The sequence below is a fragment of the Vreelandella titanicae BH1 genome (assembly GCF_000336575.1).
Classification (GTDB): domain Bacteria; phylum Pseudomonadota; class Gammaproteobacteria; order Pseudomonadales; family Halomonadaceae; genus Vreelandella; species Vreelandella titanicae.
The window spans coordinates 18722-33082 of the sequence record NZ_AOPO01000009.1; the positions used below are offsets into that span (position 1 = coordinate 18722).

Consider the following 14361-nt stretch of genomic DNA (forward strand, 5'->3'; position numbering starts at 1 on the left):
TGATAGGAGAGTAGCCGCGCATACTAGCTAAACCCAACTAATAAAGAGGTTTAGCCAAATGTCGGTCACAACTAGCTTCGCCACTACCAGCCCTACCACTACTAAGACGCTGTCGTTGACAGCGGGCTTTTTACTCGCTGCGTTTGCTGCCACACCCGCCATGGCAGAGCTTGATGAACTGCGCTTTGGGGTGCCGCCGTGGCCTGGGGTGACGGTAAAGTCCGAAGTGGCGGCCCAGCTACTTGAGGCCATGGGGTACGAGACCCGGCAGCAAGATTTAGCTGTGAGCGTTATCCTCGAAGGCTTAACGCGGAACGACCTGGAAATTTATCTAGGCGGCTGGTATCCCGTTCAGACTGATATGGTCGAGCCCCTGGTGGCCGACGGTAAAGTCGAAAAAGTGGTTTCCAATATCCGCGGCGCCAATTCCGGGCTAGTGGTTCCCCAGTATGTTTACGATGCAGGCGTCACCACGGTGGCTGAGCTGGCAGAGCATCATGACCGCTTCGATGGTGAAATTCAGGGGATTGAAGCGGGCACCGGTATTAACGACGCGATTCTCAATGCCATCGATAACGACCTTGCGGGGCTGGGCGATTGGCAGCTCCGCGAAAGCTCTACATCGGCCATGCTGGCCCAGGCTGAGCAAAAAATGGCTGATGAAGAGTGGGTGACCTTTGTCGGCTGGGAGCCTCACTGGATGAACGTGAGCTTCGATCTGGCCTATTTAGCCGATAGCGATGACGCGGGCGTGGCCTCCATTGAAAGCACGGTATGGACAATTACCCCTGCCAGCCTGGCTGAAGAAGCGCCTGAAGTTCACCGTTTCCTTTCGCAGTATGTGATCGATATCGAAGACCAGAACGAATGGGTACACGAGTATAGCTACGAAGAGCGCCCGGCGGATGAAGTGGCTAATGAGTGGATTGGCAACAACCTGGATACCGTTGCCGAGTGGCTGGAGGGTGTTGAAACCCGCGATGGGGAATCCGCCATCGAGCAAGTTCGGGCCCAATACGGTTCTTAATAGTTAAGCTCGGCTCTTAATCACACGATTCGTAAAGCCTAAGCAGCGATAATGCCAAACAGCGCCTTATTAATTAAGGCGCTGTTTTAGTTTTTGGCAAAAGTCCTGCCAAGCCGCACTCATATCGGGTAGCAGCGCGTGGGCGTGAAGGGAGGCGTGAACCATGTTCGGGGCGCAGAGATAGCCTACCGAGGCACCTTCCTCGCACCAATTGGCTATTGCGGCTTCGATGGGTAGTGTCAGTGGATCCCTCTCCACGGTAAGCATTTCAATGCTTGCGGCAGGAGGGCGGCGATCACGCTGGGTAGCAATGATGTCAGGACACTGTTGACGAATGCCGAGCACATCATCCCGTGAAAGTAGCGGCGCACCTTCTCCCAAGCATTCAAGGGAAAGCGCGCCAACGGTTGGGTAGATCAATCCTAGCGGTGGCGCTTCATTGCGCTGATGGGCAAGGTCAATGGCTAATCGCCCGCCCGCGCTGTCACCCACCAGTGCGACAGGTTGAACCGCTTCTAACACTGTTCGGCAGTCTGCCAGCATTGCCGGGTAAGCTACTTCTGGCGCAAGCCGATAGTTTACGCTGACCACCTCACGCGCTAACGCTTGCGCCAAGCTGGCGGCGGGGCCGTGGTGGCTCTCTGTTGAGCCGATGGTAAAACCGCCGCCATGGATAAACAGCACGCAGCCTGGTGTGCGCTGCTGGGGAATAAAACGGCGCACGCTAACACCACCCAAAGCGCTATTTTCGATCCGCATTCCTGTCGGGTCGGGTGGGGCGAACGTTTGGCAAAGCTCAACGTAGGCGCGCCGTGCTTGGAGTAATGGCAGCTCCTGCATCTTTGCCAGCCCGGCGCTAAAGCGCTGAATAAAGTCGTCCACGTTCATCGCTACTGTAATCCTTAGCGCCGAATGCCAATGGTGCGGCTGGCAAGCTCCGGCCAAGCGTCTTTATGGGCTTGGGGTAGTTCTGTCACGCGACTTGCGACCGCTTCTGGAAACGGGCTTGGGCGCCCAGAGGCTTGTTTCATGCCCATCAACATCTGCTCGCTGGTCGCGATCAGGTTATCTTCGTCATCGAACAGGGTGAAAAAGACGTGCAGGCGCTTTGTGTCGCTATCCAGTAGCGTCAGACTGACGTTCAGGGCTTGGCCTTGGTGGGCCTCGCGGCGGTAGCAAAGATGCGTTTCCAGGGTATAGATCGTGTAGCCATAGTGTTCTCGGCCCGCTTCATCCAACCCAATGGTGTCGATAAGCGCCTCGCAGGCTAGAGAGAAGACGCGGGCGTACTCCGCGTCGTTCATATGCCCGTTGTAGTCGACCCACTCGGGAGCGACGTGGGTTTTATAAATAATCATTAAATGCGCCCCTGTAAGCCTTCGGCTTCCGGCCAATATTTTTGCACCACCTCGAGCAGCTCGACTAAAAAGTCATCCCGGCGCCGGTCAAGCGTGGCCACTGATCGTCCTGCCGCTTGATGCTCACACCCCTCGACGACTTTATCAATCAGTTCGTCGGTGAGTTCCGGGGCCTCCAGCTTTGTCCAGGGCAGTTTTAGCGCTGGGCCAAACTGCTCCAGCATATGGCGCATGCCTGGCTCGCCGCCCGCTAGGTGGAAGGTTAAGAACGTGCCCATTAACGGCCAGCGGAGTCCACAGCCGTAAACCACGGCGGCATCGATCTCTTCGGTGGTCGCCACGCCATCGTTAACCAGATGCAGGGCTTCCCGCCACAGCGCTTCCATTAAGCGGTCGGCGATGTGGCCCTCAATTTCACGGCGAACCACCAGTGGGCGCATGGCGAGCGCCTGATACAGCCCTTGGGCGCTGGCAATCTGTATAGGCCGGGTGGCCTTACCGCCAACAAGCTCGACCAATGGCAGTAAATACACCGGGTTGAAGGGGTGAGCGACGATCACGCGCCCAGGCGCTTGTTGGCACTGCTGCTGCAGGTCGGTGGGCTTAAAGCCGGAGGTAGACGAACCAATAATGACGTTCGGTGAGGCAGCAGCGTCAATAGCGGCTAAAATCTCTTGCTTTAGCGGTAGGCGCTCGGGCACGTTTTCCTGAATCAGGTCAGCGCCATTCACGGCTTTTTCAATCGTATCCGCAAAGGTTAGCCGCTCAGGGCTAGCATCGGGTGCTAAACCGAGCTGGGTTAACGAGGACCAGGCATTGTCGATAAACGCTTGGGTACGCGCTGGCGCCTTGGGATCTGGGTCAAAGGCCACTACGTCCCACCCCTGGGCGAGGGCACGGGCAATCCAGCCGTTGCCAATCACGCCGGTACCGATGACGGCTAAGCGGCTCATACATCACCTCCGAATGCGTTACCCATGATACGTCTGGTCATCGGGTCGCGTAGTTTGAGATGAGTGCGGGTTTCTGCAGGCGTCATTACTCGGGCGCCGAGGTTTTCAATAATGGTCGACGCTTTCTCGACCAGTTGGCCGTTGCTAGCCAGCACGCCTTTCTCTAAAAACAGGTTATCTTCCAACCCAACCCGAGCGTGGCCACCCAGCAGCAACGCCTGGGCGACCATGGGCATTTGATGTCGACCAATGCCAAAAGCGGCCCAGTTAGCATTGGCAGGTAATTTGTTGCGCATAGCCAACATCGTTTCGGTGTCCGCTTCAGCACCCCAGGGAATACCCAGACAGAGCTGATAGAGCGGGTCGCCATCAATCAAGCCCTCTTGCTGAAGCTGGCGAGCAAACCAGACATGGCCCAAATCAAAGCACTCCAATTCCGGCTTAACGCCTGCGGCCTGAACCAGGCGGGCGTGCTCGCGCAGCCAATCTGCAGGGTTTACGTAGACCATATCGCCAAAATTGAGGCTGCCGCAGTCCAGCGTGCACAGTTCGGGGAGCAGCTCGCCGACCGGCGCATGGCGTTCGGCGGGTGTTTGGATATCGGTGCCTGGGCCGCCGCGCGTTGGGTCGGTGGCATCGGGTATCCAGTCGCCGCCGCCACCAGCGGTGATGTTCATCACAATATCCACATCGGCCTCGCGTACGCGCTCCATCACTTCGCGGAACTGCTCAGTAGAGTGGCTGATGCCGCCGGTCTCCGGGTCGCGAACATGGATATGCGCGATGCTGGCCCCGGCATGCGCCGCTTCAATGCAGGAAGCTGCAATGGCCTTGGGTGTAACAGGCACATTGGGGTTTTTTGCGGTGGTATCTCCCGCGCCCGTCACGGCACAGGTAAGAATGACATTGCGGTTCATGGCGTGCTCTCTAGTCAGCAGTTTATTCGCTTACTAGTGTGTCGCCGTGTGCAGACATTAGTTGTCATAAAGCGACATTCGCTATACATAAGATGCGATTTTTGATCTCGGCTAATTAATACCCGGTCATTTCCAAATAACCCTCGCCAAGCGGTTCGCCGCTGGCGCGGTCGTTGACCACCACTTCACCTTCCCAGTAGGGCACGCTGGTGGTCATCCAGCGGTTGGCGTGGGGCGCTTCGATGTTGATGTCGATCCCTACTGACGGTATTTCCAGCCGCCATTGGGTGGGCACATTGCGACCGGCGACAGCCGACGTTGCCAGCGGCGTCAGCGTAATGTCATTGGTTGCTAAGGGCGTGGCGTCGCCTTGGGGAGTAATCCAGGTGCCGGAGCGGTAGTCGGCGTTTTGAGCGGAGCCACCTCGTAGTTGAAACGCCATCAGCTTGTGGCCGTCATCAAGGTGGATCGAGAACCAGTCCCAGCCTGATTGGCGGGCATCAAGCAGTTGGCTGCTCCACTCACGATCCAGCCAGCCGCGTCCGCTAACGGGTTTTGTCTTGCCGTTGATGGTTACTTCGCCGTTTATCTGCCAGAAGGGCTGGCTGTAGTACATGGAGCCCTGGCCATTGGCGGCTTTCTGGCTAAAACCCTGTTCGCCGTGAAGCACCAGCGGCCCCTCTGCAGTCAGTTCTAAACGGTAGCCAAAACGCGATGCACCCTCGCCGCTGTAGGCGGTTAGTGTGAGGTGATTAAAATCGCTGCTATCGGCTTCTTCGTTAGCTTTAAGCTGCCAATCATCCAGCCAGGCATAAAAGGGGCTAATCATTACGCCTGCTTGGCTGTCCTGGGGAGTGTTCAATGGGGCCTGTGAGTGGCTGCGTCCAAAACGTTCGGCCACTTGATGCTGCTCGCCTTGGGAGATCGCCATATGGGCCATCCACAGTTGATCGGCTGCCCAAGGAGTAGGCGCGGGGCGTTTGCTGGGTGGCATCAGCGCCTGGCGAAATAGCGTCCACTGCAGGCCGACGGGCTCTCCTGCGGTATCTTCAAGGTTGGCGGTGATATACCACCATTCAATGCGGTAGTCCGGGTGGGCGGCGTGCTCTTGTGGAAAACTGAGCGGCTGATTAGGCTCGGCATGCCTAAAACCATCGGCGTCTTGTCCTAAACCGGCAAAGCCTGTGCTGTTGGTTTCGGTTTGATTCTCTTCGTCACAGCCGAAAAGTGTCAGCGCCACAGTGGCTATCAGTAGAAGACGCAAGGTTAGTCGAAGCCTTAAGCTCATTGATTGGCCTCTTCTGCTAGTAAGGCCCGCGGTGAGGCGCGCCAGAAACGCAGCGTGGGCAGGGCTGCTGCCAGGAGTGCCACACCAACGGCGGTGGCCAGAGTAACGGCCATTTCCCCAGGAAATAGATAGAGCGGTAGTCGCCAGCCGAAGGCGGCCACATTAATAATCGCCACTAATCCCCAGGTAATCGCGATACCCAGTGGAATGGCCAGCAGGCCGGTGGCTAATGCGGCACCGCTCAGTTGTGCCAGATTTAATTGTGCCAGCTGTGCTCGGGGAACGCCCAGCGCCCATAGCGGCGCTAACTGTTGGCGTCGGCTGCGTGCCTGGGTCAGCAGGCTGGCGAGAAGCGCTAGTGCCGCTACTGCTAGGGTTAATGCATTGAGCGCGCGGGTAATGGTAAAGGTACGCTCAAAAATCTCGGTGGCAATACGCTTGATCTCGCGCTGATCGCTCAGCGCATCGCTGCCGAGGTCAAAGCGTTCTAGCAGGGTAGCACGCAGGGTATCAACATCAGCCTCGTCACTCAGCACTAACCCCATGGAGCTAGGCGGGGCATCAAAACGAGCGGCAAGCTGGGGCGATGCCATTAGCACCTGCCCGCTGGGGTTGCCGTAGTCGGGATAAATAGCGGCGATGGTCAGCGTTTCATTGGCGCCGGGCGCGTTCAGCGTCAGGCGATCACCGGGGGAGAGGTTCTCTGCAGTGGCAAGTTGCTCGTTAATAAAAATCGCGCCATCACTAAAGGCTGCCCAGGCGGATGAGCGGTCTTGTTGGGTTGCCAGCAGCGGCCAGTGCGGAGTGAGTGATTCGCCAGGGGTAATGCCGTAAAGCTCGATAGGCGTGCCTATCGAGCGGCTGCCTTCCGGCGTTGTAGCGGCCTGTAGTGTTGCATCGCTACGCCGTGTGAGCAGGCGCTCGAAGACCTCCGGGCGATCAGCCAGCCAAGCATCAATATCCGCATATTGCTCGGCGGGGGCATTCAAGTAGAGTGGGGCGACCAAGCGCTGATCGAGCCAGTCTAAAAACGTCAGGCGAAAGCCGCCGACCATGCTACCGACCCCCAGATTGGTCGCCAGGGCGATAAGTAGTGCCATCATGGCCAGTGACAGCCTAGGTAGCTGAAGCTGCATATCTGCCAGTGCCCAGTGAATAAGCGGGCGCCGCCGGGCGAGGTGCGTCAGCGCTTTTAGTAGCAGTGCTAAAAAGGGTGGCAGCCACAGTGCGCTAGCCAGAAGTAACGCCGCTACCAGCGTAAAGCCTGTCACTAATCCATCGCCAGGGGACTGAAAGCGAAGCCAAACATACAATGCTAGCGCAACGCCCATCGCGAAAGCGCCGCCGATGCTCATTAGCGATAATTGGCGGCGGTAACCGCTACGCCAGGCCTGCATCTGACCTAACTTCAACATGTTTAAGCGGGCCGCGCGCCATAGCACGCCGCTGCCTGCCAGCAGTAGTCCGCCAAGGCTAACCGCCAGCCCACCGACCCAGTAATGCCAGGGCAGGTTGAGCTCTTGCCCGATGCCTGCGCCATAAAGTGAGCCCAGGGTTGCCGCGACATCGGGCAGTAACAAACGTGCCAGCCATACGCCGCTGGCAATACCGGCAAGTGCTCCGATTAGGCCGAGCAGGAGCAGCTCTAAGCTGAGCGCTAGCACTAAACTGCGCCCTGATACACCCAGCACTCGCAGGGTGCGCAGCATGCCCAGGCGTTGCTCCAACGCTAGGCCTAGCGCTGCTTGAACGATGAATAGCCCCACGACCCAGGCAAGTAGCCCCAGTGCGGTAAGGTTCAGGTGAAAGCTTTCGGTCAGTTGACCAGGGGAGGCAAGCGTGGTGGCGCGGGTGAGCGTTAATCCTGGGGGCGCTTCAGTGAGTGCCCCCGGGGCGGCCACGATGCGCGTAAGCTGGTCGCCGCTTTCAAGCAACCGCGCTGCGGCGGCAATATCCATGATCAGCGTGTCTGGGGGTAGTGCTGGCGCTAAAACGAGCGGCGGGAGTGTTTTGCCATCTGCCAAGGTCGGGGTGGCAGCCGATGCATTCTCGCGCGTTATCCCTAGGGCTTCCAAAGCGTCAGGCGCTACGCGTGTTTGCCACGGGGGCGTTAGAAAGTCACTTAACGACGCGGAGGTGTTGGCTTGAGCCAGCGCGTTATCGTTGGAAAGGGTCAGTGGGTCAATGCCGATCAGAGTTAGCCGGGTGCCATCTTGGGTAACGACTTCACCCTTTAGCATGGGCGATACGGGCAAGCCTGCTTGACGCAGGGCGTGATACTCGGCACGACTGAATGGCATGCCATCGCGCCGCTCAAGCTGATCCAGCTGGGTGTCAAACAGCGCATCGGCGCGGGCGTAGCTGTCGCGAGCGGTGGCGTTGATCGCCTGGATGCCACTCCATAGGGCACTAGCCACCCATAGTCCGAGCAGCAGCATTATCAGTTGGCCGGGGTGGCGCCGGTAGTGGCTAAGTAGCGTGGATAGCACCCGGGTCATAGTGCCGCTTCTAGTAGATGACCGTGGCTTAGACGTAGGCAGCGATCAAGCGGAGCCGCCACTTGGGGGCTGTGGGTGACAATGAGTAGGGCGCACTGAGTTTCGCGAACCAGGCTCAATAGCAGTTCAAGCACTTCACCTGCGGTGGTTTCATCCAAATTGCCCGTGGGTTCATCGGCAAGCAGCAGAGGTGGGCGCGGCGCCAGAGCACGGCCAATGGCTAAGCGCTGTTGCTGCCCGCCAGAGAGCTGCTCCGGATAACGTTTTTCCATGCCATGCAGCCCAAGCCGCTCAATTAAGTGGTCTGTCCAGGCGACATTGTCGCGTTTGGCTAAGCGCGCCTGTAAGCGCAGATTGTCGATTACCGTTAAGCTGGGCACTAAGTGGAATTGCTGGAAGACTAAACCCAGTTGCTCGCGGCGTAGCTTGGCGCGCGTGGGCTCAGGTAGAGACGCGACATTCTGGTTTTCGAAGCTAACTGTTCCTTGGTCGGGAAGATCTAAACCGGCGGCAAGATGCAGTAGGGTGGATTTGCCGCTCCCAGATTCTCCCATTAGCGCCAGGCTTTCTCCTGCCGCGAGACGAAGGGAGACATCGTTGAGCACGTTCAGCGGCCCTTGTGGCGTCGTGTAGGTTTTATGTACCTGATGAAATTCCAGCATGGCTGCCTTTGTTGTCCATTAAGGTAGAGGCTAGTTGATGCTAGTTTGGGGCCCCTGGCGCACCGCGCTCCCCATATACTGCTATTCCACCCCTGCCCGTGCGTTTAATGAAATACATACTTTTATCCGCGGCATCAATAAGCTCGCCCGCATCGCCAAATCCGCCATCGTTCAGGCAGGCAATGCCAATCGAAACGGAGACATAGATAGGGTGCTGGTCGTTGTGAGCCATGGGCGTTTTTTCTAAACGCTGGGCAATACGTTTGGCGAATACTTGAGCTGCCTGGGCATCTTCATCTGGCAAAATGACCAGGAACTCTTCGCCTCCCCAGCGCCCCGCAAGATCGCCTTCACGAATAAGCGACTGCAGCGTTTTGCCGAATTTTTGCAGCACGTTGTCGCCCATTTGGTGGCCGTATTGATCGTTGAGCTTCTTAAAGTGGTCAAGGTCAATAAATACCACTGACATGATGCGAGACTGTTCCTGGCATAAGGCAAAGCGCTTATGCATCTGCTCTTCAAGCCAGGATCGGTTGGCAAGACCGGTGAGCATATCGGTTCGTGAACGCTCTTCTAACTCTTCTTGTCGTTGACGCAGGGAGGCGAGCTCTACTTGTTGCGTTTCAAAGCGCGCTTTGAGCTGTAACGTCTGTTGAAACAACAGCTGTTGGGCCTCGGCAAGCAACGATTCGTTATCCTGCAAAGGGGGGGCCGTCATTTGCAGCATGTCCGCCAGCGCTGGCAACTGTTCCTGAATATTCTCTAACAAAAGCCGTAATGAGATCGCATGGGCGCCCTGGTAGGTTTCAAACTCTCGTACCACGGCGACGAGCGACTGCGCAGGATGTGAAGAGAGCCAGGCGTCGGCGATGGGCCCAGACAGCTGAATGCAAAGCCTATCGGCGGCGGTAATGTCGTACTCATTGTGGCTATCGCAGATACGCTGAGCGAGCGGTGTTGGAACACCCCATTTGGCAGCGAGCCAAGCACCTACTTGAGAGTGATCGCAGCCAAAAAGGCGCTGTTCCGACTCGGATAACTGTCGATGAGAGAGTGCGGCTTCAGCATACAACTCATTGCTCTCTTTAGGGTATGTCGCCCTTAAAGCCATGATGCCAATGTCTTGTAGTAAGGCGGCAGTGAAAACGGGCCCCGCCATGTCCGGGCAAAGCTGTATGGCAAGGTGTCGTGCTGCTAACGAGGCGATGATAGAGCGCATCCATACCCGCTGGTAATGGGCGTCAATACCTCTGTTTTGAAGCAGGCTGAAGCTCATTACCGCTGCCAGCGTGGTGTCTAACCCCAAACGTGCCGTTGCTTCTTGGCACGCATGTACCTTTATATGACTACGTGAGAAAAAAGCGCTATTGGCAAGGGTAATGATACGCATGCTCAAGGCAGGATCACGCTCGATAGCATTGGCGTAGTCGTTTACCGACGGATGCTCAGTACGCGCCACTTTTAAAACGTTAACGGCGACAGCAGGGAGGGTAGGTAAGTTTGGACACTTGAGTAGATCAGCTATCAAAAATAACGGTAATTCTGTCGTTAAGACCAGGTCTTTCGAATTATCCTTTGCCTGGATGGCCTGCATTATTCTCTCCTTACGCGTATTTAGCTTGCAGCAGCCGTGAGCCATCCATGGCAATTGCCGTATTGGGCAGTATTCAGTCGTTTGTCTCAAACCATTTTAGGTGATTCGTCTGCTAAATACTCGCGTTTGAATGCCGATTTTATTACAGCTCAAAGTTCAAAAAATACGCTAAACCGAGAGGTTATGTAAGATATTTCTCAGAACCAGCTAAGAAGTTGGCTATTAGATGTCCGGCGCGACATGCGACTAAAGGGTATAGCGATGAGCCTTTTTTTATCTCAATTCAACTACCATACTAGTCATATCAGTTTCTGACGCTATCGTCTCGGGCTTCTCTAATTAGGATCAGGTGCAATGCACACGACATTACAAACGCTTTGGCAGGGAACCCACGAAGGGGAATCGGTTCGCCAACGGCTATTTCATGTGCTGAGGCAGTCGATTATTCAGATGGTACTGGCGCCGGGGCAGGCGCTATCGGAAAAGGAGCTTGCCGACACTTTTTCGGTGAGCCGTCAGCCAGTGCGGGAAGCTTTCATAAGGCTCTCAGAGTCAGGCTTGGTGGAAGTTCGCCCTCAAAGGGGAACCTATGTTGTACGCATTTCGCGCCAAGCGGTGCTAGAGGCACGATTTATTCGTGAGTCGCTTGAGGTGTCAATCGTACGCGAAGCCACCAAGCAACCCCTTCAGTCTGGCGTGCTAATGGAGCTTAACGAGCTTATTGATCGACAGCGTAGCTGCATCGAGCGACAAGACCATGACCGCTTCTTCTTTCTTGATGAAATGTTTCATCGCACCTTGGCATTGGCTACGGGACAAACCATGGCGTGGAATGTGATTGAAGACGTCAAAGCACAATTAGACAGAGTACGGTATTTGAGTATTCCTGATTCTACGCCTATTCCGAAATTGGCCGATCAGCATCAGGCCATCGTGGATGCGATATCTGCTGGAGATACTGACGCGGCAGTTCAGGCAATGAGTATTCATCAATGTGAAATACTCCACTCTCTGCCTGAATTAGAGCATCGCTTTCCGGAGCTGTTTGAAGGTGTGAGCATGAATGTTCATGCGCTAACTATATAAAACCCACTAATGAGTACAACAAAGCTGCACAAGTTGCATGAAGTAGATCCAGCCAGAACTGGCTGGTGAATTATCAACAATAAATAGATGTCTTTAGGAGCCCTACATGAAACTCACAAAATTACTGCCTGCTGTTGCATTGGTTGTCGCAAGCCATTCGGCTCACGCTGCTTACCAGCTTAATGTCTCAATTGCGTTGAGTCCTCAGGATCCCATTGCTCAGGCGATGGAGAGCGCTAAAGAGGCGATTGATGAGCGCTCAGAAGGAGAGCTGACCATTCAGATTTTCCCAAACAGCCAGCTTGGTTCTGACGAAGACGTGATCGAACAAATTCGTAGTGGTGCCAATATCGCGATCTTAGTCGATGCAGGGCGTTTATCGGAGTATCAACCTGAGTTGGGTATCTTAAGTGCCCCTTATTTAGTTGAAGACTATCGTGACTATGACCAAATCACAACATCTCCGCTTTACCTTGATTGGGTCGAAAGTATGGCAGAAACCAGTGGTTTACGATTACTCAATTATAACTGGTTTCAAGGGTCACGGCAGATGCTGACTCAAAATGAAGTGAAGACACCTGATGATTTGAGTGGTGTGCGTGTGCGGACTATCAACTCACCAGTATGGGTGAAAACCGTCGAAGCGATGGGCGCTACTCCAACACCGCTGCCTTGGTCAGAAGTTTACTCAGCGCTACAGCTAGGGTCGATCGACGGGGCTGAAGCACAACTAACCGCCGCTGAAGGCCAAAATCTGCATGAAGTTATTACTCATGTGGCACTAACAAACCATATTCATTTGATGACCGGTATTGCGACTTCTGAACAGTGGTATCAAGCATTACCTGATGAGCTGCGCTCTATTCTTGATGAAGAACTGCTAAAAGCTGGTGAAGCTGCTAGTCAAGCAACCGCAGCGGCTCAAGCCTCAGTGCGCGCGCGGATGGTAGCGGAGGGCGTTACGTTTTCTCAAGTGGATATGGGCGTATTCAGAGATCGAATGGGCAGCGTTTATGAAGAGCTAGGTTACAACCAGTATCGTGATCAATTGCTTTCTTCAGAGTGAGTCTCAGCCCTCTGCTCGCCAGGGCGGGGGCTGCACCCTTTTTGTCTTTTGCTATTACTTAACTGTCCGGATGCCCGTATAGGGCGAGGAATGCTGTATGTGGCATTGGTACGATAAAGGTGAGGAGTGGCTGGCTATTATGCTACTCGGTGGTACCTCTCTCACCATGTTAGTTAGCTCAACGGCTAGGGCAATAGGGAATCCTTTTGCAGGGGGCGCTGAGCTTGCACAATTTTTGTTTATTTGGACTGCTGTATTAGGGGCTGATATTACCCTGCGCCAGGGAGGCCAGGTGCGAATTGATGCCCTTGTCATTCGTTTACCTCTTAAGTTACAGCTCATGATTACCAGCCTATGTGTTGGGATGATGATGCTCTTTCTGGCTCTTTTAATCTGGTATGGCTTCGTTCTAGCAGCTTCAAACTGGCAGCGTCCCATGGGAGTGGCAGGACTTAGTTATGGGTATATCACTCTGGCACTTCCTGTCGGGGCATTGTTAATGATGCTTTCACTGGTACGCCGCTTGTTCGCTAAGGGCGTCATCGGGAGTTTGGTTGTTGACGATGATGACATTGTGGAGGAGGCGCTATGACGGCAGCTCTGTTATTAGGATTCGGTCTGCTTCTCATGGCGATAGGTATGCCCGTTGCCTTTGCTATTGGAATTGCGGGTTTCTCCTATTTCTTATTGCCAGAAACATTTTTACCGACAAGCATTGCCGTCCAGCGCATTGTATCTTCGACGCAATCATTTCCACTATTAGCTGTGCCGTTGTTTATTTTCATCGGCCATTTAATGAACGCCAGCGGTATTACCCCCCGTTTGGTTCACCTTTCTACTCTATTAGCAGGATGGATGAGCGGTGGTTTAGCCCAGGCAAGTATCGTGTTGAGCACCTTAATGGGCGGGGTTTCCGGTTCTGCCGTGGCGGATGCCGCAATGCAATCCAGGGTGCTGGGAAAAAGCATGATCAAGGGAGGCTATTCAGCGGGGTTTACTGGGGCGGTGCTCTCTATTGGGGGGCTGATTACTGCGACCATTCCACCGAGTATCGGTTTGATCCTTTACGGCTATCTCGGCGAAGTTTCGATAGGGCGGCTATTTATCGCAGGCCTCGTGCCGGGCTTCTTGCTAATGGTGGCGCTGATGCTGACCACTTACATCATGGCTAAACGGCGGGGCTATCAGCCAGTAAGGGAGCGGTTACCCACCGGCCGTGAAGTGCTTAAGGCCCTACGTGGCAGTATCTGGGCAATTCTCTTCCCTGTATGGCTCTTGGTGGGTATTCGCTATGGACTTTTTACCCCCTCCGAAGCAGGTGCTTTTGCGGTTGCTTATGCCTTGTTGGTGGGCTGCGTAATACACCGAGAAATGGGTATTAAAGAGATACTTAATGCCATGCGTGCCAGCGTAAGAGATATTGGCATGATAATGCTGATTATTATGTTCTCAGGCATTATTGGTTATGTCGTCTCTTTCGAAAGGGTGCCGCAAACAATAGCAGAGCTAACACTCGGCGTATTCTCTAGTCATATAACACTGTTGCTGGCAGTTTCCGTAATACTTGTTTTTCTAGGTATGTTGTTAGAAGCCACGGTTGTTGTCATGTTGTTAACCCCCATCTTGGTGCCCGTTATTAAAGCCGCAGGTGTTGATCCTGTTCATTTTGGGCTGTTAATGATGACGCTGGTTACGTTCGGTGGCATGACACCTCCTGTGGGTATTTCAATGTATACCGTGTGCGGAATATTACGATGCTCTTTTTATGAGTATAGCCGTGAGTTACTGCCTTTTGCCTTTGCTGTATTTGTGGTTGTGCTGGGCATTCTCTTCTTCCCCAATGTAGTGCTGTTTTTGCCTAATTTATTGCTGGGCTAAATCTGCCTATGACACTCTCATAATGAAGGAGCGA

The 14361-nt window shown here is 54.6% G+C and carries 13 protein-coding genes; 5 read left to right on the forward strand and 8 right to left on the reverse strand.

Annotated elements, in window-relative coordinates; genetic code table 11:
• The first annotated feature begins 58 nt into the window (after positions 1 to 58).
• Entirely contained in the window at positions 59 to 1027 is a 969-nt protein-coding gene (locus HALTITAN_RS15725; protein ID WP_009287694.1) for an ABC transporter substrate-binding protein, read from the forward strand.
• Positions 1028 to 1096: 69 nt separating this feature from the next.
• Here HALTITAN_RS15725 and HALTITAN_RS15730 read toward each other — a convergent pair whose 3' ends face one another.
• The 8 genes from HALTITAN_RS15730 to HALTITAN_RS15765 all read right to left on the reverse strand — a co-directional run bounded on the left by HALTITAN_RS15730 (position 1097) and on the right by HALTITAN_RS15765 (position 10297).
• On the reverse strand, positions 1097 to 1915 hold the full coding sequence (locus HALTITAN_RS15730; protein ID WP_039859736.1) for an alpha/beta fold hydrolase: 819 nt from the start codon (positions 1913 to 1915) through the stop codon (positions 1097 to 1099).
• Between the two features lie 14 nt (positions 1916 to 1929).
• Positions 1930 to 2385 (reverse strand): thioesterase family protein, encoded by a 456-nt coding sequence (locus HALTITAN_RS15735; protein ID WP_039859739.1) that lies wholly within the window; start codon positions 2383 to 2385, stop codon positions 1930 to 1932.
• Positions 2385 to 3338, reverse strand: a complete 954-nt coding sequence (locus HALTITAN_RS15740; RefSeq protein ID WP_009287696.1) for an L-carnitine dehydrogenase — start codon at positions 3336 to 3338, stop codon at positions 2385 to 2387. The genes HALTITAN_RS15735 and HALTITAN_RS15740 overlap by 1 nt, the downstream gene beginning before the upstream one ends.
• Complete coding sequence (locus HALTITAN_RS15745) at positions 3335 to 4255, reverse strand: beta-keto acid cleavage family enzyme (protein ID WP_009287697.1); 921 nt, start codon at positions 4253 to 4255, stop codon at positions 3335 to 3337. Before HALTITAN_RS15745 ends, HALTITAN_RS15740 begins: the two co-directional genes overlap by 4 nt.
• A gap of 115 nt (positions 4256 to 4370) precedes the next feature.
• A complete protein-coding gene (locus HALTITAN_RS15750; RefSeq protein WP_009287698.1) occupies positions 4371 to 5543 on the reverse strand; it encodes a lipocalin-like domain-containing protein in 1173 nt (390 codons plus the stop codon).
• Positions 5540 to 8041 (reverse strand): ABC transporter permease, encoded by a 2502-nt coding sequence (locus tag HALTITAN_RS15755; RefSeq protein WP_009287699.1) that lies wholly within the window; start codon positions 8039 to 8041, stop codon positions 5540 to 5542. The genes HALTITAN_RS15750 and HALTITAN_RS15755 overlap by 4 nt, the downstream gene beginning before the upstream one ends.
• Positions 8038 to 8703: an ABC transporter ATP-binding protein gene (locus HALTITAN_RS15760; RefSeq protein WP_039859741.1), complete on the reverse strand. Its 666-nt coding sequence runs from the start codon at positions 8701 to 8703 to the stop codon at positions 8038 to 8040. The genes HALTITAN_RS15755 and HALTITAN_RS15760 overlap by 4 nt, the downstream gene beginning before the upstream one ends.
• Before the next feature lie 40 nt (positions 8704 to 8743).
• Positions 8744 to 10297: a sensor domain-containing diguanylate cyclase gene (locus tag HALTITAN_RS15765; protein WP_039859743.1), complete on the reverse strand. Its 1554-nt coding sequence runs from the start codon at positions 10295 to 10297 to the stop codon at positions 8744 to 8746.
• Positions 10298 to 10651: 354 nt separating this feature from the next.
• Here HALTITAN_RS15765 and HALTITAN_RS15770 point away from each other — a divergent pair, with 354 nt between their 5' ends.
• The 4 genes from HALTITAN_RS15770 (at position 10652) to HALTITAN_RS15785 (ending at position 14327) form a co-directional block, all read left to right on the forward strand.
• A complete protein-coding gene (locus HALTITAN_RS15770; protein WP_027959012.1) occupies positions 10652 to 11383 on the forward strand; it encodes a GntR family transcriptional regulator in 732 nt (243 codons plus the stop codon).
• Between the two features lie 106 nt (positions 11384 to 11489).
• Positions 11490 to 12449, forward strand: coding sequence for a C4-dicarboxylate TRAP transporter substrate-binding protein (locus tag HALTITAN_RS15775; protein ID WP_009287701.1), 960 nt, complete (start codon positions 11490 to 11492; stop codon positions 12447 to 12449).
• A 97-nt stretch (positions 12450 to 12546) separates the two neighbouring features.
• Entirely contained in the window at positions 12547 to 13041 is a 495-nt protein-coding gene (locus tag HALTITAN_RS15780; protein ID WP_022524052.1) for a TRAP transporter small permease, read from the forward strand.
• Entirely contained in the window at positions 13038 to 14327 is a 1290-nt protein-coding gene (locus HALTITAN_RS15785; RefSeq protein ID WP_022524051.1) for a TRAP transporter large permease, read from the forward strand. Before HALTITAN_RS15780 ends, HALTITAN_RS15785 begins: the two co-directional genes overlap by 4 nt.
• Positions 14328 to 14361: the final 34 nt, after the last annotated feature.

Excerpts from the sequence above, each read along its gene's own strand:
- HALTITAN_RS15725 (WP_009287694.1), top strand. The coding sequence starts at position 59 with ATGTCGGTCACAACTAGCTTCGCCACTACCAGCCCTACCACTACTAAG.
- HALTITAN_RS15730 (WP_039859736.1), bottom strand. The coding sequence starts at position 1,915 with ATGAACGTGGACGACTTTATTCAGCGCTTTAGCGCCGGGCTGGCAAAG.
- HALTITAN_RS15735 (WP_039859739.1), bottom strand. The coding sequence starts at position 2,385 with ATGATTATTTATAAAACCCACGTCGCTCCCGAGTGGGTCGACTACAAC.
- HALTITAN_RS15740 (WP_009287696.1), bottom strand. The coding sequence starts at position 3,338 with ATGAGCCGCTTAGCCGTCATCGGTACCGGCGTGATTGGCAACGGCTGG.
- HALTITAN_RS15745 (WP_009287697.1), bottom strand. The coding sequence starts at position 4,255 with ATGAACCGCAATGTCATTCTTACCTGTGCCGTGACGGGCGCGGGAGAT.
- HALTITAN_RS15750 (WP_009287698.1), bottom strand. The coding sequence starts at position 5,543 with ATGAGCTTAAGGCTTCGACTAACCTTGCGTCTTCTACTGATAGCCACT.
- HALTITAN_RS15755 (WP_009287699.1), bottom strand. The coding sequence starts at position 8,041 with ATGACCCGGGTGCTATCCACGCTACTTAGCCACTACCGGCGCCACCCC.
- HALTITAN_RS15760 (WP_039859741.1), bottom strand. The coding sequence starts at position 8,703 with ATGCTGGAATTTCATCAGGTACATAAAACCTACACGACGCCACAAGGG.
- HALTITAN_RS15765 (WP_039859743.1), bottom strand. The coding sequence starts at position 10,297 with ATGCAGGCCATCCAGGCAAAGGATAATTCGAAAGACCTGGTCTTAACG.
- HALTITAN_RS15770 (WP_027959012.1), top strand. The coding sequence starts at position 10,652 with ATGCACACGACATTACAAACGCTTTGGCAGGGAACCCACGAAGGGGAA.
- HALTITAN_RS15775 (WP_009287701.1), top strand. The coding sequence starts at position 11,490 with ATGAAACTCACAAAATTACTGCCTGCTGTTGCATTGGTTGTCGCAAGC.
- HALTITAN_RS15780 (WP_022524052.1), top strand. The coding sequence starts at position 12,547 with ATGTGGCATTGGTACGATAAAGGTGAGGAGTGGCTGGCTATTATGCTA.
- HALTITAN_RS15785 (WP_022524051.1), top strand. The coding sequence starts at position 13,038 with ATGACGGCAGCTCTGTTATTAGGATTCGGTCTGCTTCTCATGGCGATA.